We start from the raw sequence: 16,313 nt of genomic DNA on the forward strand, positions 1-16,313 counted from the left end.
CCCGAAGCGCGGAACGGGTTGCGCTCGAACCGGTGCAACGGCCGCGACAGTCGATGCGGGCCGCCCGACCACAGGGGCGCTCCGGTCGCAGCCATCAACCGCCGCACCAGCGCGCTATGGTCGCGATGGGTATGGGTGAGCAGCACGGCCATGACCGTTCGCCCGGCTACCAGTTCCAGGAGCGCATCGAGATGGCTCGAATCGTCGGGCCCGGGATCGACGATGACGACGCTGTCATGGCCGATCACATAGGAATTGGTGCCGGTGAACGTATAGGCGCTGGCGTTGGGCGCGGTGATGCGCACGAGGCCGGGCGCAATGGTAACGGGCCGGTCGGTCTCGGGATCGAAATCGGTGCTGTAGGAAGGGGCAGGCAATTCTGCGGACATTGCGCGCGACCGCGTATATACGTTAGAACGAAAACTCCTGCTTCGGCTTTAGCGCAAAAGGACAACTTATGGCCACGACTTTCGCGACCCCTAACACGCTGCTCGGCCTCTACCAGCCCAAATCGCGCACCGCGCGGCTGGTCTCGGCTGTTGCGGTGGCATTTCTGGGGTCGATCCTCCTGACCATTTCCGCAAAGATCAACGTTCCCGTCTGGCCGGTTCCGGTCACGCTCCAGACCATGGCGGTTGCGGCACTGGCAGCAGGGCTGGGCGCCCGCATGGGCATGGCGACGATTGCACTCTATCTGGCGCAGGGCCTTGCCGGGCTGCCCGTGTTTGCCGGTGCCGGCGCAGGCCTGCCCTATCTCATGGGCCCCACGGGCGGGTTCATCCTGAGCTGGCTGCCGATGGCCTTCCTTATCGGCTATGCCGCCGACAAGGGCCTGTCGCGGCGCGTGGTGCCGCTGTTTGCCGTGATGGTGGGCGCGAGCATTTTCGGCTTTGCCATCGGGTTTGCCTGGCTGCTGATCCTGTCGGGACAGGCTGGCTGGATCGACCAGTCCAACGTGGTGATGTCCGCCTACAAGGGTGCGGTCGAGCCGTTCATCGTCTGGGATATCGTCAAGATGGCCTTTGCCGCGCTTTCCGTCGTGGCCGGCTGGGCGCTTCTCAAGCGCAACTGACGCACCGACCTGTTGTCGATTCGAAGGGCCGGTCACAGCGACCGGCCCTTTTTATTTTGCAACCCGCACAACAGTGATACCGTTGTGATTTGGGGACGCTAAGGTCGAAACGAGGCACTGGAGTACCTCATCTGATTGCCTCAGATCAGGCGCTTCAACCGTCACCAAGGAGACAACGATGGAAGCCTATCTCTGGCTGTTCGCCGTGCTCGGCGGAGCCATCATTCTCGGTATAGCCCTGGCCGTCGGGGCCAATCGTTCGTCGCATGCCACCCGCCGTCAACAAGACGCCGGCGAGAGGGGCGCGCGCGAACTGTATCACAAGGAGCAAAACGACCACTGATGGCGGAAGCGGGACGCGTAGTAATAGTAGGAGCCGGGTTCGGGGGCTTGAGCGCCGCAAAGGCGCTGGCCCGGGCCGGCATACCCTTGACCCTTATCGACAGGCGTAATCATCACCTGTTCCAGCCGCTGCTCTATCAGGTGGCGACCGCGGTGCTGTCGCCAGCGGACATTGCCGTGCCGATTCGCGCCGTGCTGTCGCCGGGGCGCGACCGGACGACCGACGTGCTGATGGAGGAAGTTTCCGAGATCGACACGGAAAACCGCATCGTCAAAACCTCGGGCGGCGACGAGATCGCCTATAGCGAATTGATTCTGGCGACGGGATCGACCTTCACGTATTTTGGGCGCGAGGACAGTTGGGCACCCCACGCGCCCGCGCTCAAAAGCGTCGATGACGCACTCAACATCAGGCGGCGGGTGCTGCTGGCGTTCGAGCATGCGGAAAACACCAAGGACCCGAAACTGCGCGAACGGCTGATGACGTTCGTCATCATCGGCGGTGGTCCAACCGGGGTGGAAATGGCCGGAGCGCTGGCGGAGCTGGCCAAGGCGACGCTGGCCCGCGATTTCACCCATATCGACCCCCGCGCGGCGCGGGTGGTGCTGATCGAAGCGCTCGACACCCTGCTCAATGCCTATCCTCCGCATCTGGGCGCATATACCGAGCGCAAGCTGGCGCAATTGGGCGTCGAGGTTCACACCGGCTCGCCGGTCGAAAAGATGGACGAAACGGGGGTGGTCACCGGCAAGGCGACCATCGAGGCCGCCAACGTCTTCTGGTGCGCCGGGGTGAAGGCGACCCCGGTGGGCAAATGGCTCGACGTTCCGACCGAACGCAATGGCACCATCAGGGTCGGCCCCGATCTGCGGGTGCCCGACCGGCCCGGCGTGTTCGTCATCGGCGATGCCAGCACGCTGGCCGGTGAGGATGGCACTCCCCTGCCCGCTCTGGCCCCCGTTGCCAAGCAACAGGGGCAATATGTGGCGCAGGCCATCATCCGCCAGCGGCGCAACCAGAGCCCCAAGGGGCCGTTCCGCTATCGCGACTGGGGCACCATGGCGACCATCGGGCGGGCCGCGGCGGTGGGCAAGTTCGGCAAGCTCATCGTGACAGGCCGGATCGCCTGGGTGCTGTGGGGGGCGGTGCACATCGCCTATCTGGTGGGTTTCCGCAACCGAATCACGGTGCTGGTCAACTGGCTGTGGGCCTGGGCAACCTATGCCAAGGGCGCCCGGCTGATCACCGGCCAAGGGCAGATCCCCACCGAAACGCCGGTCGCAACCCCGCATCAGGCCAAACAGGACTGACCGGACAGCAGGCACAAAAAAACCGGAGGCATGAAGCCTCCGGTCTTGATTGGTCGGAGTAGGGTGATTCGAACACCCGACCCCCTCGTCCCGAACGAGGTGCGCTACCAGGCTGCGCTATACTCCGTTACGTCAGTCTCTAGCGCCGTTCGCGCTGCTGTACAAGCTTTGCGATCGACGATGCCCGCCTTATATAGTGCGTTTCTTACCTGTTCAAGCCCGTTCGACGGTGTTGCTAGCTGCTGGCAAACAGTGTAGGACCAACGCGCTTTTGGGGCGTCGCCAAGTGGTAAGGCATCGGTTTTTGGTACCGACATTCGCAGGTTCGAATCCTGCCGCCCCAGCCAGCTCTCATATGAGATTTACCGCTCCGACCCTTCGAGCCTTGCGATCACCTCGGCCCGGTCGGCGGCGTCGTGGATTTGCGTGGATAGCGCGCCCGACAGCACGTAACCGCCAGCGCCCTCGACAAAGGCATCCCATTGCTGCTGGCCACCCTCAGCGCCAGAGCGGATCAACAGCAAGGACGCATCGTTGTCGTGACGGAAGGCGTCGGTGAGGACGATGGTTTCCGACGGAGTTTTGGCGCGGCGATCGATCTGGCGCTCGACCGCTCCGTCCAGCTCATAAAGGCTGACGTCTTCCGGCGCATTACGCACCAGGATGTCGAGGCCGTCGAAAGAATAGGTTTCAACCGCAATATCGGCCCGCAAATCAAGCGGGGCGGACTCGGCCATCGCTGCGGGCCGCGGCACGGCGCCCAGCCGCGCCCCTTGTTCGCGCTCTTGGGTTGCGGAGGGCCCGGCGTCGGCGACAGCGGCTGGCGCGCGTGACAGCATGGTATCGGCAGGGGCCGGAGCGCCCGGCTGCGGTTGCATGATCAGGGGGACAAGCAGCGCGGCGACCACGACCGTCAACACGGTGGCGGAAGCCGGCATCAGCCAATGGGTGCCTTTCAGCCAGCGCGAGAACCGACCCATCCTGCCCTTTGAGCCGGAGGGGCGCGCAAGACCGGCTGAGAAGGCGCGCGCGCTCATGGCCGCGACCGCTGCGATTCTGGCGGGGTCGGGCTCCGGCGTCGCACTGTGCGACAGGCGTTCAAATGGGTCCTTGTCCTTGCCGGTCATAGCCTGTCCTTGAGAGCCTTGCGCGCGTTATGAATGTGCCAGGCGACGGTCACGTCCTTGCATCCCATCACTTCCGCCGCTTCGGCATGGCTCATGTGTTCCGCGTAAACCAACAGCACAGCGTCCCGCTGCTTTTCGGGCAATTGCCGGACCACCAGCCAGAGTTCGCCCAAGGCGAGTTCATCTTCCTGGGTCGGCCTGCTCTCCTCGGTCGCCCCCAGGGAAATTTCGGACATCAGGCGCTGGCGGCGTTGGCTCGACCGCTTGAGATCATACACCGCATTGAGCGTGATCCGGTACAGCCAGCTGGTGAAACTGGCCCGCCAATCGAAACTCCTTATGGCGGTGGCAAGCCGCATGCATACGGTCTGGGTCACATCTTCGGCATCGCTGCGATGCCCAAGCCAGCGAAACGCCGTCTTGAAAATGAAGCTGTACTGGCGGGCGACAAGGCGTTCGAAGGCAGCGACATCGCCCGCTTGCGCCAGACGCACCAGTTCAGCGGTTTCCGCTGCATTGCGATCGGGTGCCGCAGCGGGCCGGCTTGCCGCTTCAGCGGCGCTGTTCGCCATGTCCATCAAACCCAAACCACACGCGACACTCCACCGCAAGCCTACAGCCCGGTTGCCGCCCGGATCAAGCTCTGGCGCCGGGCCCCGGCGCAGGTGCCGCCCGCGGTGCGGCGGCGCGGTCCAGACGATCGTTGATTGCTTCGCCAAGCCCGTTTTGCGGGATGGGGGCAACGGCGATTTTCGCCACGCCGGACGCATCGAGCCGCGCGAGATAGGAAAACAAGTTGCGGGCCGCCTCACGCAGATTCCCGACGGGCGAAAGATTGAGCACCGGACCGTCATGGGCAGGACCCGGCCCGAAACCGAGCCACGCTTCGCCCGACTGCGGCGCGGATGCGTCGAGGCGCAGCAGGGCATTTGGGGCGTAATGGCTGCGCAGCATGCCGGGAGCGGCGATGGCGCTGCCAGCGGCGGCAACCGGGATGTCCCGACCCAGCGCGGCCTCCACCTGTTGGCGCGGCAAGGCCCCGGCGCGCAACTGGGTGACCGTATCGCCCTCGACCGCCAGAATGGTCGATTCGAGCCCCTGTTCGCAGGGACCGCCATCGAGCACCGGCACCCGTCCCGCAAATCCCTGATGCACGTGATCGGCGGTGGTGGGCGACAGCCGCCCCGATGGATTGGCCGAGGGCCCGGCAACCGGACGCCCCAGCGCCGCGATCAGATCGCGCGCCAGCGGATGGGCGGGCACGCGCACCCCGACCGTATCGAGCCCGGCGGTGACCAGATCAGACAACCCGCTCTCTCGCTTGAGCGGCAGCACCAGCGTCAGCGGTCCCGGCCAGAAGGCAGCAGCAAGCTCTCGGGCGAGCGGCGAAAACAGCGCATAGTGCTCGGCCATGGCCAGATCGGCGCAATGGCAGATGAGCGGGTTGAAGCGCGGGCGGCCCTTGGTCTCGTAGAGTTTGACCACGGCATCGGAGTTGGTCGCATCGGCGCCCAGCCCATAGACCGTCTCGGTGGGAAAGGCGCAGAGCGCCCCGCTCCGCAGCAGGGCGGCAGCCTGTTCGATGGTGACGGGATCGGCGACCGGTTGTATCATCGGCGTTGTTTGACAAGCGCTCCGGGCCACGTCAAGAAGAAGCGACATTCAGGATCATCATGACAACGCTTCTTCTCAGCCAGACCAATGGGGCCGGGCATCTTACGCCACAGGGCCACGCCGAGCGCCAGGACCGGATCGAGGCTGCGGCAAAGGCCCTCGCCCATCCGCGGCTGGCGGCGCTGCTGCGCGAGGATGCGCCTGCGGGCGACCTGTCGCTGGCCGAACTGGTCCACAGCCCCAACGTCATGGACACGCTGCGCGACCTGCGCCCTGCCGAAGGCCTGCGCCAGCTCGACGCCGACACGTTTGTGGCCGCGCAGAGCCTCGATGCGGCGGCGACGGCGCTGGGCGGGGTGTTGCGCGGGATCGAGGCTGTGGTGCTGGGCGAAGCGGACAACGCCTTCGTGCTCTCGCGCCCACCGGGCCATCACGCCGAGCGCGACCGGTCAATGGGGTTTTGCCTCGTCAACACCATCGCCATCGCCGCCCGGCAGGCGCAGCGCCTCTATGGAGCCGAGCGCATCGCCATCATCGATTTCGACGTGCATCACGGCAATGGCACGCAGGATATCTTTCAGGACGATCCGAACGTCTTTTATGCTTCCTCGCACCAGATGCCGCTGTTTCCCGGCACCGGCGCACCCGGCGAGACCGGGGTGGGCAATGTGGTCAACGTCGCGCTCAGAGCGGGGACCGCCGGCGATGAGATGCGGCTGGCCTATAAGGACCTGATCTTTCCGGCGCTGGACAATTTCGCGCCCGATCTGATCCTTGTTTCCGCCGGGTTCGATGCCGAGCGCCGCGACCCGCTGGCGCAGCTCGAATGGGTGGGATCGGACTATGCCTGGCTCACGGGAAAGTTGATGGACATCGCCTCCAGGCGCTGCTCAAACCGTGTGGTTTCGATGCTCGAAGGCGGTTACGATCTGGGCGGACTTGCCTCGGGGGTATCGGCGCATGTAGGCATGCTGCTGACCGGTGAAGCCGGACCCGATTTCGACCACCAACAGGAATAGGCCTTTCATGACCGATATCGCCGATCTGAGCTTTGAAGCCGCGCTCGACGAACTGGAAAAGATCGTCGCGCAGCTGGAAGGCGGCAAGGCGCCCTTGCAGGAATCCATCGCGATCTATGAGCGCGGCGAAGCGCTCAAGCGCCATTGCGAAGCCCTGCTCAAGCAGGCCGAAGCGCGAATCGAAAAGATCACGCTGGCCAAGGACGGCACTCCGGTGGGCGTCGAGCCCCTCGATCAGTAAGGTTTGGAATCGGCAGCCATGTTGGCAAAAGTGCGCATCGTTTTGTGGGCGTTGGTGGCCCTTGCGGCGGTTTCGGCCACGGTGATCTATCTCACCCGCCCCATCCCGCCCTCGGGCGCGGCCTATGGCGGCCCGTTCGAAATGGTGGCGACCGACACCGGCGAGACGTTCACCCAGGCGGACCTGCTGGGCACGCCGACGCTGATGTTTTTTGGCTATACCTATTGCCCCGATGTATGCCCCACGACGCTGGCCGAGGCCACCGGCTGGAAGGCGGCGCTGGGGCTCGATGACGACGATCTGCGCATCCTGTTCGTATCGGTCGATCCGGCGCGGGACACCCTCGATCACACGCGGAGCTATCTGTCCAATTTCGGGCCGGACGTTGTCGGGCTGATCGGGGACGAGGCCCAGACCGAGCAGATCAAGCGCAGCTATGGCGTCTTTTCCGAGAAGGTGGAAGCGGAAGGGTCCAGCGACTATCTGGTCAACCACACCGCCTCGATCTTCATGCTCGATGCTGAGGGCAAGTTCTTCGGCACCATCGCCTGGGGCGAGGATACGCAAGCGGCACTGGGCAAGGTGAAGCGGCTAACCGGCGCATGAGCCGCAAAAGCGGACGTCACTCGTGCTGACCCCACCCCGGATACGACTCGACGTGGCGCTGGAACAGCGGGGGCTGGTCCCCTCGCGGGCCAGAGCGCGCGATGCTATTATGCGCGGCACGGTCAGCGTCAATGGCGCACCGGCCACCAAGCCCGGCCAGCAGGTCGGCGAGACCGACGTTATTGCGCTCGATGACCCTGCGTCGGGGTATGTGTCGCGCGCTGCGCTCAAGCTCACCGCCGGGCTGGACCGGAGCGGTTTTGACCCGGCTGGAAAAATCTGCCTCGATCTGGGGGCTTCAACCGGCGGGTTCACCCAGGTGCTGGCCGAACGCGGCGCGGCAAAAATCTATGCCGTCGATGTCGGCCACGGGCAGCTGCACAAGGATGTGGCCGCCCTGCCCCAAGTCGTATCGCTGGAAGGCACCAATGCGCGAGACCTCGACCGCACGCTGGTTCCAGAGCCGATCGAGTTGCTGGTTGGGGATGTGAGTTTTGTCTCGCTGATCAAGATCATCGACGCGCCATCGGCCCTGTGCGCACCCGGAGCGCAGGCGATCCTGTTGATCAAGCCGCAATTTGAAGTGGGCCGCGATCATATTGGCAAGGGGGGCATTGTCGTGCCCGGCCCGCATGTGGAGGCCGCGATCGGCGCGGTGATCGATCACATGGCGGGGCTGGGCTGGTCGTTGCTCGGGCGTTGGGTCTCGCCGCTGACCGGCGGCGACGGCAACACCGAATATCTCGGGGCATTTTCCAAGCAAAAGATATGAAACAGGGCGCCAATGGCGCCCTCAACTTCACATGGTCAGGTCTTCACGGGCCGCCAGTTCCGGCGGCGGCATGATGGGCGACGGCGTGAACTTGCCCCGGACGGGGGAAAAGCTCTGACGCGGACGCGCAGAAAAAATCTTGATATCGTTCTTGCACCATGGGCAACGCCGGGCAGCGCGCGGCACAGGCCCATCGCACAAGCGGCAAAGCCGCATGGCAGGCATAGCATTCTCCCGGGCTCTCCACACACTACGGGCGGGAGCCTCTTGTTTGGTGATTGTAGGAAGCGGGCGGCAGCGTTTGCCCCCGCGCTATTCAATATGGTGCGCAAACACGGCGTTTCAAGGGCAGCGCGGCAGGACTTTATGCCTGTCCCGTTTCCGAACCGGAAAACGGGCTTCACTTTTCCTGGAAACGCTCCGGTGCCTCACCCCATTGGAAACAGTGGCAATTTCAGTCGGTGCCGCCTTCGAAGCCGATGCCGCCGTCGCGACCCGTCTGCCCGCGATGGCGCAGGAAATGGTCGGCGAGCACACAGGCCATCATCGCCTCGCCAATCGGCACGGCGCGGATGCCGACACAGGGATCGTGGCGGCCCTTGGTGATGATGTCGGTATCCTCATTGGCCGTGGTCACCGTCTGGCGCGGCGTCAGGATAGAACTGGTCGGCTTGACGGCAAAGCGCGCGACAATCGGCTCGCCCGTGGAAATGCCGCCCAGAATGCCGCCAGCCTTGTTGGAAAGGAACGCCGGCAGGGGCGAAGCCGAGCGCATCTGATCGGCGTTGGCGTCGCCGGTCAATTCCGCCGCCTCCATGCCCGCACCGATCTCGACGCCCTTGACGGCGTTGATCGACATGAAGGCCGAGGCGATATCGGAGCTGAGCTTGCCATAAATCGGCGCTCCCCACCCGGCTGGCACGCCTTCGGCCACCACTTCGACCACCGCGCCCACCGACGAACCGGCCTTGCGGATACCGTCGAGATAGGTGGCCCAATGTTCTGCCGCCTTTGCGTCGGCACAAAAGAACGGGTTGCGATCGACTTCATCCCAATCGAAATTGGCGTGGTCGATGCGATGCGGGCCGACCTGGATCAGCGAAGCGCGGATAGTGACCTGCGGGATCACAAGGCGCGCTACCGCCCCCGCCGCGACGCGGGCTGCGGTTTCACGCGCCGATGACCGCCCGCCGCCGCGATAATCGCGGATGCCGTATTTCTGGAAATAGGTGTAATCGGCGTGGCCGGGACGGAATTTGTCGCGGATGTCGGAATAGTCCTTGCTGCGCTGATCGGTGTTTTCGATCATCAGCGAGATCGGCGTTCCGGTGGTGCGCAGCCCGTCGGTGCGCTCGTCCTCGAACACGCCGGACAGGATTTTCACCTCATCGGCCTCGCGGCGCTGGGTCGTATAGCGTGACTGGCCCGGACGGCGACGGTCGAGATCGCGCTGGATCGCTTCGGCGCTGATCGCCAGCCCCGCCGGACAGCCATCGACCACCACGCCGAGTGCGGGTCCGTGGCTTTCACCCCAGGTGGTGAAGCGGAACATGTGGCCGAAACTGTTGTAGCTCATAGCAGGTGCCCTGTCTGGTTGGCGCTGTTCTAGGCAGCGCCCGGCGCGGGGTCAATCATTGGATGGGGGGCTGGGAGTTTTGCCGAAGCGCTGCCCTTTCCTCAGCGGGTCATCCCGGCCTTGACGGGATCCACTATGCGGCAGCGTTGAAGATAGAACCACAGCTCTGCCGGTTACTGGATCTCGGGTCTTTGCCCGGGATGACGCTGGGGAACGTGCGAACTCAGCGCACCCCTCATCCGCCCCTCCGGGGCACCTTCTCCCTCAAGGGGAGAAGGGAAAAAGAAATATGTGGGCGCTGGAGATTGAAGCGATGCTACACACCCCGGAGGCCAGACTGCTAGCGCGAGTGACGCGGTGATCTGATCTCCCCGCGCATGCTGCCGATGGCCATTTCGAAATTGTCGGCGATGCGGCGGGCGCGGATCATGAATTCGTGGGCGATTTCGTCGTTGAACAGCTCGGTCGCGGTCTGTTCGAACAGCGCCAGCCAGCGATCAAAATGCGCATCCTCAAGCGGCAGACGCAGATGCGGGTTTAGCGGGCGCCCGGAATAGCGCCCGGTCCGCAGCATGATCGAACTCCAGAAGTCGGTGATCTGGGCGATATGCTCGGGCCAGTCGTCCACCGCCCGGTTGAAGATCGGTCCGATCAGTTCATCCTCACGCGCCCGCCCATAGAAAGTGGCGATCAGATCGGCAATCCCGGCATCGGTGATGTCGGGATGGGCGGCGCCGGGGCGGGTGAGCGGGTTGTCATCTACCATGTCTTTTGCGCTGCATGCAGCGTCATCGCCCTTCCCTCGAAATGGGCGATGACCCCTTGCGGCGCTTCCCAGTTGAGCACTTCGGCCCGGTCGGCACCCTCCACCAGATGCCGGAGCACCCGCAGGACACCGCCATGGGCGACGATGATGGAATGGTCGGCCAGACCCGTGGCGAAATCGAGGAGGCGCTGAGCCACATCCTCGTAATTTTCGCCCTCATCGGGGCGGAAATGCCAATAGCTGGCATCGCGCTGGCCCGGTGCGAGGGCTTCGTTGCGCTCACGCGCGATCTCCTCGTGGAGCAGGCCTTCGAACTTGCCAAAGGAAATCTCGACCAGCCGCTCGTCATAAATGACTTCGGGCAACGCGATATCAAACGCGGCGCGCATGCGCTCGATGGTTTCTCGCGCGCGGCTCAATGGCGAGGCGTACCAGTTGAACGCCGTGGGATCGGCACCTGCTTCTTCGAGCAGGAAACGCAGCAGCACGCCGTTGGAATCGGCCTGCTTCTGGCCTGTCTCGTTGAGGGGGATGTCGCGGCTGCCCTGATAGCGGCGTTCGCGGTTCCAGTTGGTTTCGCCATGGCGCGCGAAGTAAAAATCGGGCCAGGAAACGTGATGCATAGCAAAATCAATCGGTTGGAATGAAGGGCGCGGGATGAGCCGCGCCCCGGGGGCCGCCCTATTCTGAGGCAGGCGTATCCTTTTGCAAGGCCTTCATGCCGATGATGTTGTAACCGGAATCGACATAATGGACCTCACCGGTCACCGCGCTCGACAGGCCGGACAAAAGATAGAGCGCGGAATTGCCGACTTCGTCGATGGTGACATTGCGGCGCAGGGGCGCGTTTTCCTCGTTCCACTTGAGCATTTCGCGCAGATCGGAAATGCCCGAGGCGGCAAGGGTCTTGATCGGCCCGGCGGAAATGGCGTTGACCCGGATGCCCTGCGGGCCCAGATCGGATGCCAGATAACGCACCGAGGCTTCGAGCGCGGCCTTGGCGACACCCATGACATTATAGTTGGGCAGGACCTTTTCCGCACCGTAATAGGTGAGCGTGAGGATCGAGCCGCCCGGCTCCATCATCGCTTCGGCGCGCTTGGCCAGGGCCGTGAGCGAATACACCGAAATGTTCATGGTCAGCGCGAAATTGCCGGGGGTGGTGTCCACATAGCGGCCCTCAAGCTCTTCCTTGTTGGAAAAGCCGATGGCGTGCACGAGGAAGTCGAGCTTGCCCCATTGTGACTTGAGGACGTTGAACACCGCATCCATGGCGTCGGCGTCGGTCACGTCGCACGGCAGCACCAGATCGGACCCGAATTCGGCGGCGATGGGCTGGACGCGGCGGTGCAGCGCCTCGCCCTGATAGGTGAAGGCCATTTCCGCACCCTGATCGTGCAGGGCCTTGGCGATGCCGTAGGCAATCGAGCGGTTGTTGGCGACGCCCATGATGAGCCCGCGCTTGCCTTCCATCAATCCAGCCATTCATGTTCTCCGAGGATCATTGACGTTGTCGCCGGTTTTGGCACAGGGGATGGCATCGGGCAAGGTGGCAACGGGGGTTGCCTGTGTGGCCAAGCGCACCGGCGCCATGATAGGGGACGCCGATCCAAGGAAAGTGTGTCCATGAGCCTTCATCAAGACCAGATCGTCGCAGCGCTTGTCGCCCTTCTGGGGGAAGACAGCGTCTTGCACCAGCCCGGCGACATGGCCGGATATCTCTCCGAACCGCGCGGGCGCTTTCACATCCCGGCCCAGGCCGTGGCCTTGCCGCGCAGCGTGCCCGAGGTGCAAAAAGTGATGGCATGGGCCCACGAGAATGGCGTGCGGATCGTGCCCCAGGCAGGCAATACCGGGCTGGTGGGCGGACAGGTTCCGTTTGCTGGTGACGAGGTGATCCTCTCCATCTCCCGGCTAAAAGGCGTCCGCAACATCGACGCCGCCGCCGGACATATGACGCTGGACGCCGGAACCACCCTGCAAGAGGCCCATGAGATCGCCGAAGAGGCTGGGATGATGTTCCCGCTCTATATCGCGTCGCAAGGGTCGGCGCGGATCGGCGGGGTGCTGGGCTCGAATGCTGGCGGCGTGCAGGTGCTCTCTTACGGCAATGCGCGCGAATTGTGCCTCGGGGTCGAGGCGGTGCTTGCCGACGGCGCGCTCTATAATGGGCTCAACGCCCTGCGCAAGGACAATACCGGCTATGATCTCAAGGACTTGCTGGTCGGCTCCGAAGGCACGCTGGGCATCATCACGGCGGCGACGCTGAAACTGTTCCCCAAGCCGCAAGGGTATGAAACCGCCCTGCTCAATGTGGCGTCGCCCCAGGCGGCGCTAAACGTGTTTGCCGCGCTGCGGGCACAGGCGGGCCAGGCGCTGACCGCGTTCGAGCTGATGCCGCGGATCGGCTTCGATTTCCAGCTCAAGCACAAGATGATCGCGCAGGACCCGACGGCAGAGCCCTCGGACTGGTACGTGCTGGCGGAACTTTCCATTCCCCAGGGCGGGCACTCCGGCGCGCTGACCGAAGCGATCGAGGCGCTGTTTGAGCGCGATCTGGTCACCAATGGGGTGATTGCCGACTCACTGGCCCAGCGCGAGGCGTTCTGGGTGGCGCGCGAGCAGATGTCGGAAGTGCAATCGCGCGAGGGCGCGTCGATCAAGCACGATGTCTCGGTGCCGGTGGCGGCGGTGCCCGAGTTGATCGCGCGGGGCAGCGAAGCGGCGCAAAGCGTGGTGCCCGGCATCCGTCCGGTGCCCTTCGGCCATCTTGGCGATGGCAATATCCACTTCAACTTTTCCCAACCCGAAGGCGCGGATGCCAAGCGCTTCATGGACGAGGCCGAGGCGGTGCACGCGGCAATCTATGATGTAGTGAGGGATCTGGGCGGGTCGATTTCCGCCGAACACGGGATCGGGCAGCTCAAGACCGGGCTGCTGGCCCAGGTCAAGGATCCGGTGGCACTGTCGATGATGCGGGCCATCAAAGCGGCGCTCGATCCCAAGGGGATTCTCAATCCGGGCAAGCTGCTCGACCCGGGCACATGAATGTGCCGTCTAGCAATCGCGATATGAATGCGTAGATAAGGGGCCACACAGCCACAAATTTTTGGTTTCCCCATGCTTCTCGATATCAGCTTCCTCGACGATTCGACGCGCCCCAAGGCGCCAAAACTCGAAAACCTCGCCCCGCATCAGCGGGCTGCGGGCGAACACCTCAAGGACGTCCATGACAATCTGCGCCGGAACACGAAAGTGTTGCGCGCGATGATCGACCAGATCATGGACGGCCAGAAAACCGCAGAGGACGTGCAGCGCGAGGCCGAGGCGCTGACCATGGTTCACAACTTCCGGCGCTTCGGCAATCTGTGCGGGCAGCACTGCCAGATCGTCCACGGCCACCACTCGCTCGAAGATCAGGCGCTGTTTCCGGCGCTGTCGGCCAAAGGCGAGGCGTGGAAGAAGGTTGTCGATCGCCTGATTGCCGAGCACGAAGTGGTCCATGCGTTGCTGGTCAAGCTGATCGGCGCCCTCAACGTCCTGGTGCAGGACCCCAACGCGGCCAATTTTGACGACGCGGTCGAGGTCAACGACGCGCTGGAGCGCGTGCTGCTCTCGCACCTGGGCTACGAAGAAGACTCGATCGGCGACGCTCTGGGTTATTTCCGGATCATGGGCGGCTGAGCCGTTCAGGCAACCAGCCCATCGTCAGGTCCCGGCGCCTGCGCGTCCGCGGCGTTGACCACGTCGCGGGCAGCGGCGCGGGCGGCTTCGATCGATTCAAACACCTGGCCGTCGAGCGGAAACACGCCCAGTTTCACCGCCATGAAGCGAAAATCCGCTCCATTGGGGATGACGACTCCCTGGGGTTCACCGGCGACGGAAATAACAATTGGCTTGGTCATGATCGAAACACTCTGCGTAACGCGAAACCACCCGGTTCGAGGGCGGTGCTAACAGTCTTATGTGAGGGTCTTGTGAAGGTGGCAGGCGACTAACGTCGCTATACTCGCCAATTCCAGGAGCGACACATGAGACCGGTAGGTTTAAGTCGTACACAGCGGATCTCGGACGCGGTCAGGCGTGCCCATGCAGTTTGTGTTACCATTTTGCCGTTCTCCAGCCTGACCTTGCGGCACCACGCTCGATGCCGCAGGTAGTCAATAGCAAGACTTGTGGGAAAGATCGAGTACGATTGTGCCAAAACGGCGGTCGTTAGCGGAATTTCCTGCTGCAAGAACGGCAGAGTGCGGAACCGGTTCCGGAGAAAAAATCAGAAAAGATCGAGCTGTCCGGCATCTTTGTTTTTTGATTTCAACGGCTTGGCCGAAGGCGGCTCGGCGCGCGTCTCATTAACCCTTACGATAAGGTCAGGGCCGTCATTGGCGGTTGAATTGACTCGGGTCGAAACCGGATGGGACATCATCGTACCCGCCGGGACGGGCGCGATCACCGATTGCACCTCGGCGAATCGCGTTCCGCGCACATCGAGCCATTGGTCGACCTGGTCCGCGTCCAGCAGGGCAACCATGCGGTGATGAACATGTTTGAGGTCAGGCCCCGAGGGCACGGTGATGGCGGTCACCGTATCGACCTCTTCGCCCTCCGGCCCCATCCAGGTGGAATACAGGCCCGCCATGGCCATGGGCGCGCCGTCGGCGAGCGTGATGTAATAGGGTTGCTTGTTGCCATCGGGGAGCGTGCGCCATTCATAATAGCCCGAGGCGGGCAGGATGCAGCGCATGTGACGCACCGCATCGCGGAAGGCGGGCTTTTGCGCCATGGTCTCGGCGCGGGCGTTGATCAGCAAGGGGAAGTCACGGGGATCCTTGACCCAATGGGGCACCAGCCCCCAGCGCGCCAGCTTGGCCGTACGCCCTCCCCCATCCTCCCAGATGGCAGGCACCGGCTGGGTCGGAGCGATATTGTAGCGCGGCACCGAGTGCAGTAGATTTGCCGTCTTGAAGATCTGGCGCATCGCCTCATCAGGCAGGGTAATCGCGTATCGTCCGCACATGAATCAATTGTCCCTTTCTCCCCTCTATATAGCGCTGGCGGCGGCCACATGAAGCCCAACGCCTGTTCGATCGGGCTGTTTAATGGCGATCATGTGCTGCTGATCCAGCGCGCCTTTGCGCCCTATGCCGGGTATTGGACCTTTCCGGGCGGCCGGATGGAGCCCGACGAAACTCCCATGGAGTGCGTCAAGCGCGAGCTGTTCGAGGAAACGAGGCTGATTGTGACCGATCCGGTGCAGGTGCTGGTCGAAACGGTGGGCGAAGGGGCCACGACCTATACGCTGGCGGTGTTCGCCGACACCGTGGCGATGGCCGCCCCCGTCGCCAGCCCGGAAATCAGCGATTGGGACTGGGTGCATGTCGACGAGGTTCAGGCCTATCGCACCACAGAGAATCTGGCCGAAATCGTGCGGGCCTGCGCCGATTGCCTCAGCCTTGCACGGGCCGGACAATGAAACGGCTGGCCAGCGTGGCGCTGGCAGGCATCGTCGTGCTGGCTCCCCTGCCCGCTGTGGCCGTGGACCCGCTCTATCAGCCGCAAATGGAGCGGCTGTCGGAGATTTTGGGCGGGCTCTATATGCTGTCCCCATTGTGCGGCGACACCACCACGGACTGGCGGATGCAGATGGCCGACCTGATGGAGCGCGACGAGCCGGAAGACGATCGCCGCGCGCGGCTCGCCGGCGCTTTCAACGCAGGTTACGAGGCGTATGCGCGGTTTTACCAAAGCTGCACGCCCTCTGCCGAAACGGCAATCTCCCGGCTTTTGCACGAAGGCGAGGCTCTCTCGCGCGACATCCATCAGCGGTATGCCGAGTAAGTGTTTTCCCCAATTTGTCTTTGCGCGTT

Annotated in this window: 21 protein-coding genes and 2 tRNA genes; 12 read left to right on the forward strand and 11 right to left on the reverse strand. The window is 63.6% G+C overall.

Annotated features, from left to right (window positions below; translation table 11 throughout):
• The coding region (locus VNS12_RS00235; protein WP_325485827.1) for an MBL fold metallo-hydrolase at positions 1–389 on the reverse strand (389 nt) is incomplete at its 3' end.
• 68 nt (positions 390–457) lie between these two features.
• Here VNS12_RS00235 and VNS12_RS00240 point away from each other — a divergent pair.
• The 3 genes from VNS12_RS00240 to VNS12_RS00250 all read left to right on the forward strand — a co-directional run bounded on the left by VNS12_RS00240 (position 458) and on the right by VNS12_RS00250 (position 2,725).
• Positions 458–1,072, forward strand: coding sequence for a biotin transporter BioY (locus VNS12_RS00240; RefSeq protein ID WP_325485828.1), 615 nt, complete (start codon positions 458–460; stop codon positions 1,070–1,072).
• Positions 1,073–1,250: 178 nt separating this feature from the next.
• Positions 1,251–1,415, forward strand: a complete 165-nt coding sequence (locus tag VNS12_RS00245) for a hypothetical protein (protein WP_325485829.1) — start codon at positions 1,251–1,253, stop codon at positions 1,413–1,415.
• On the forward strand, positions 1,415–2,725 hold the full coding sequence (locus VNS12_RS00250) for an NAD(P)/FAD-dependent oxidoreductase (RefSeq protein WP_325485830.1): 1,311 nt from the start codon (positions 1,415–1,417) through the stop codon (positions 2,723–2,725). The genes VNS12_RS00245 and VNS12_RS00250 overlap by 1 nt, the downstream gene beginning before the upstream one ends.
• A gap of 50 nt (positions 2,726–2,775) precedes the next feature.
• Here the strand turns inward: VNS12_RS00250 and VNS12_RS00255 are convergent.
• A tRNA-Pro gene (locus tag VNS12_RS00255) sits at positions 2,776–2,852 on the reverse strand.
• Between the two features lie 145 nt (positions 2,853–2,997).
• Between VNS12_RS00255 and VNS12_RS00260 the strand changes: the two genes are divergently transcribed.
• Positions 2,998–3,072: transfer RNA gene (locus VNS12_RS00260), tRNA-Gln, on the forward strand.
• Positions 3,073–3,087: 15 nt separating this feature from the next.
• On the opposite strand, the gene VNS12_RS00265 is transcribed toward VNS12_RS00260, so the two are convergent.
• From VNS12_RS00265 to VNS12_RS00275, 3 genes are read right to left on the reverse strand one after another with little or no spacing between them, the layout of a single operon-like run.
• Positions 3,088–3,852 (reverse strand): hypothetical protein, encoded by a 765-nt coding sequence (locus VNS12_RS00265; protein WP_325485831.1) that lies wholly within the window; start codon positions 3,850–3,852, stop codon positions 3,088–3,090.
• The gene (locus VNS12_RS00270; RefSeq protein ID WP_325485832.1) at positions 3,849–4,430 is read right to left on the reverse strand and encodes an RNA polymerase sigma factor; all 582 of its coding nucleotides are present in this window, start codon (positions 4,428–4,430) and stop codon (positions 3,849–3,851) included. The genes VNS12_RS00265 and VNS12_RS00270 overlap by 4 nt, the downstream gene beginning before the upstream one ends.
• A gap of 58 nt (positions 4,431–4,488) precedes the next feature.
• Positions 4,489–5,466: an L-threonylcarbamoyladenylate synthase gene (locus tag VNS12_RS00275; RefSeq protein ID WP_325485833.1), complete on the reverse strand. Its 978-nt coding sequence runs from the start codon at positions 5,464–5,466 to the stop codon at positions 4,489–4,491.
• Positions 5,467–5,525: 59 nt separating this feature from the next.
• Between VNS12_RS00275 and VNS12_RS00280 the strand changes: the two genes are divergently transcribed.
• From VNS12_RS00280 to VNS12_RS00295, 4 genes are read left to right on the forward strand one after another with little or no spacing between them, the layout of a single operon-like run.
• The gene (locus VNS12_RS00280; RefSeq protein WP_325485834.1) at positions 5,526–6,485 is read left to right on the forward strand and encodes a histone deacetylase family protein; all 960 of its coding nucleotides are present in this window, start codon (positions 5,526–5,528) and stop codon (positions 6,483–6,485) included.
• A 7-nt stretch (positions 6,486–6,492) separates the two neighbouring features.
• Positions 6,493–6,726 (forward strand): exodeoxyribonuclease VII small subunit, encoded by a 234-nt coding sequence (locus tag VNS12_RS00285; RefSeq protein WP_325485835.1) that lies wholly within the window; start codon positions 6,493–6,495, stop codon positions 6,724–6,726.
• Between the two features lie 18 nt (positions 6,727–6,744).
• A complete protein-coding gene (locus VNS12_RS00290; protein ID WP_325485836.1) occupies positions 6,745–7,332 on the forward strand; it encodes an SCO family protein in 588 nt (195 codons plus the stop codon).
• Positions 7,333–7,354: 22 nt separating this feature from the next.
• Positions 7,355–8,104, forward strand: coding sequence for a TlyA family RNA methyltransferase (locus tag VNS12_RS00295; RefSeq protein WP_325485837.1), 750 nt, complete (start codon positions 7,355–7,357; stop codon positions 8,102–8,104).
• A 454-nt stretch (positions 8,105–8,558) separates the two neighbouring features.
• On the opposite strand, the gene aroC is transcribed toward VNS12_RS00295, so the two are convergent.
• From aroC to fabI, 4 genes are all read right to left on the reverse strand, one after another.
• Positions 8,559–9,680 carry a chorismate synthase gene (aroC, locus tag VNS12_RS00300; protein ID WP_325485838.1) on the reverse strand — a complete coding sequence of 374 codons (1,122 nt, stop codon included), beginning with the start codon at positions 9,678–9,680 and terminating at the stop codon, positions 8,559–8,561.
• Between the two features lie 340 nt (positions 9,681–10,020).
• A complete protein-coding gene (locus VNS12_RS00305; RefSeq protein ID WP_325485839.1) occupies positions 10,021–10,446 on the reverse strand; it encodes a group III truncated hemoglobin in 426 nt (141 codons plus the stop codon).
• Positions 10,440–11,069: a histidine phosphatase family protein gene (locus VNS12_RS00310; RefSeq protein ID WP_325485840.1), complete on the reverse strand. Its 630-nt coding sequence runs from the start codon at positions 11,067–11,069 to the stop codon at positions 10,440–10,442. The genes VNS12_RS00305 and VNS12_RS00310 overlap by 7 nt, the downstream gene beginning before the upstream one ends.
• Positions 11,070–11,127: 58 nt before the next feature.
• Positions 11,128–11,931: an enoyl-ACP reductase FabI gene (gene fabI, locus VNS12_RS00315; protein ID WP_325485841.1), complete on the reverse strand. Its 804-nt coding sequence runs from the start codon at positions 11,929–11,931 to the stop codon at positions 11,128–11,130.
• A 141-nt stretch (positions 11,932–12,072) separates the two neighbouring features.
• Here fabI and VNS12_RS00320 point away from each other — a divergent pair, with 141 nt between their 5' ends.
• Together VNS12_RS00320 and VNS12_RS00325 are read left to right on the forward strand one after the other, a co-directional pair.
• A complete protein-coding gene (locus tag VNS12_RS00320; RefSeq protein ID WP_325485842.1) occupies positions 12,073–13,494 on the forward strand; it encodes an FAD-binding oxidoreductase in 1,422 nt (473 codons plus the stop codon).
• Positions 13,495–13,566: 72 nt separating this feature from the next.
• Positions 13,567–14,130, forward strand: coding sequence for a hemerythrin domain-containing protein (locus tag VNS12_RS00325; protein WP_325485843.1), 564 nt, complete (start codon positions 13,567–13,569; stop codon positions 14,128–14,130).
• A gap of 5 nt (positions 14,131–14,135) precedes the next feature.
• On the opposite strand, the gene VNS12_RS00330 is transcribed toward VNS12_RS00325, so the two are convergent.
• Positions 14,136–14,351: a hypothetical protein gene (locus tag VNS12_RS00330; protein WP_325485844.1), complete on the reverse strand. Its 216-nt coding sequence runs from the start codon at positions 14,349–14,351 to the stop codon at positions 14,136–14,138.
• Between the two features lie 368 nt (positions 14,352–14,719).
• Entirely contained in the window at positions 14,720–15,463 is a 744-nt protein-coding gene (locus tag VNS12_RS00335) for an SOS response-associated peptidase (RefSeq protein WP_325485845.1), read from the reverse strand.
• Between the two features lie 48 nt (positions 15,464–15,511).
• Here VNS12_RS00335 and VNS12_RS00340 point away from each other — a divergent pair, with 48 nt between their 5' ends.
• A complete protein-coding gene (locus VNS12_RS00340; protein WP_325485846.1) occupies positions 15,512–15,919 on the forward strand; it encodes an NUDIX hydrolase in 408 nt (135 codons plus the stop codon).
• Complete coding sequence (locus VNS12_RS00345; RefSeq protein WP_325485847.1) at positions 15,916–16,284, forward strand: TIGR02301 family protein; 369 nt, start codon at positions 15,916–15,918, stop codon at positions 16,282–16,284. The genes VNS12_RS00340 and VNS12_RS00345 overlap by 4 nt, the downstream gene beginning before the upstream one ends.
• Positions 16,285–16,313 lie beyond the last annotated feature (29 nt).

The sequence above is a fragment of the Pelagibacterium sp. genome (assembly GCF_035555455.1).
Lineage (GTDB): Bacteria > Pseudomonadota > Alphaproteobacteria > Rhizobiales > Devosiaceae > Pelagibacterium.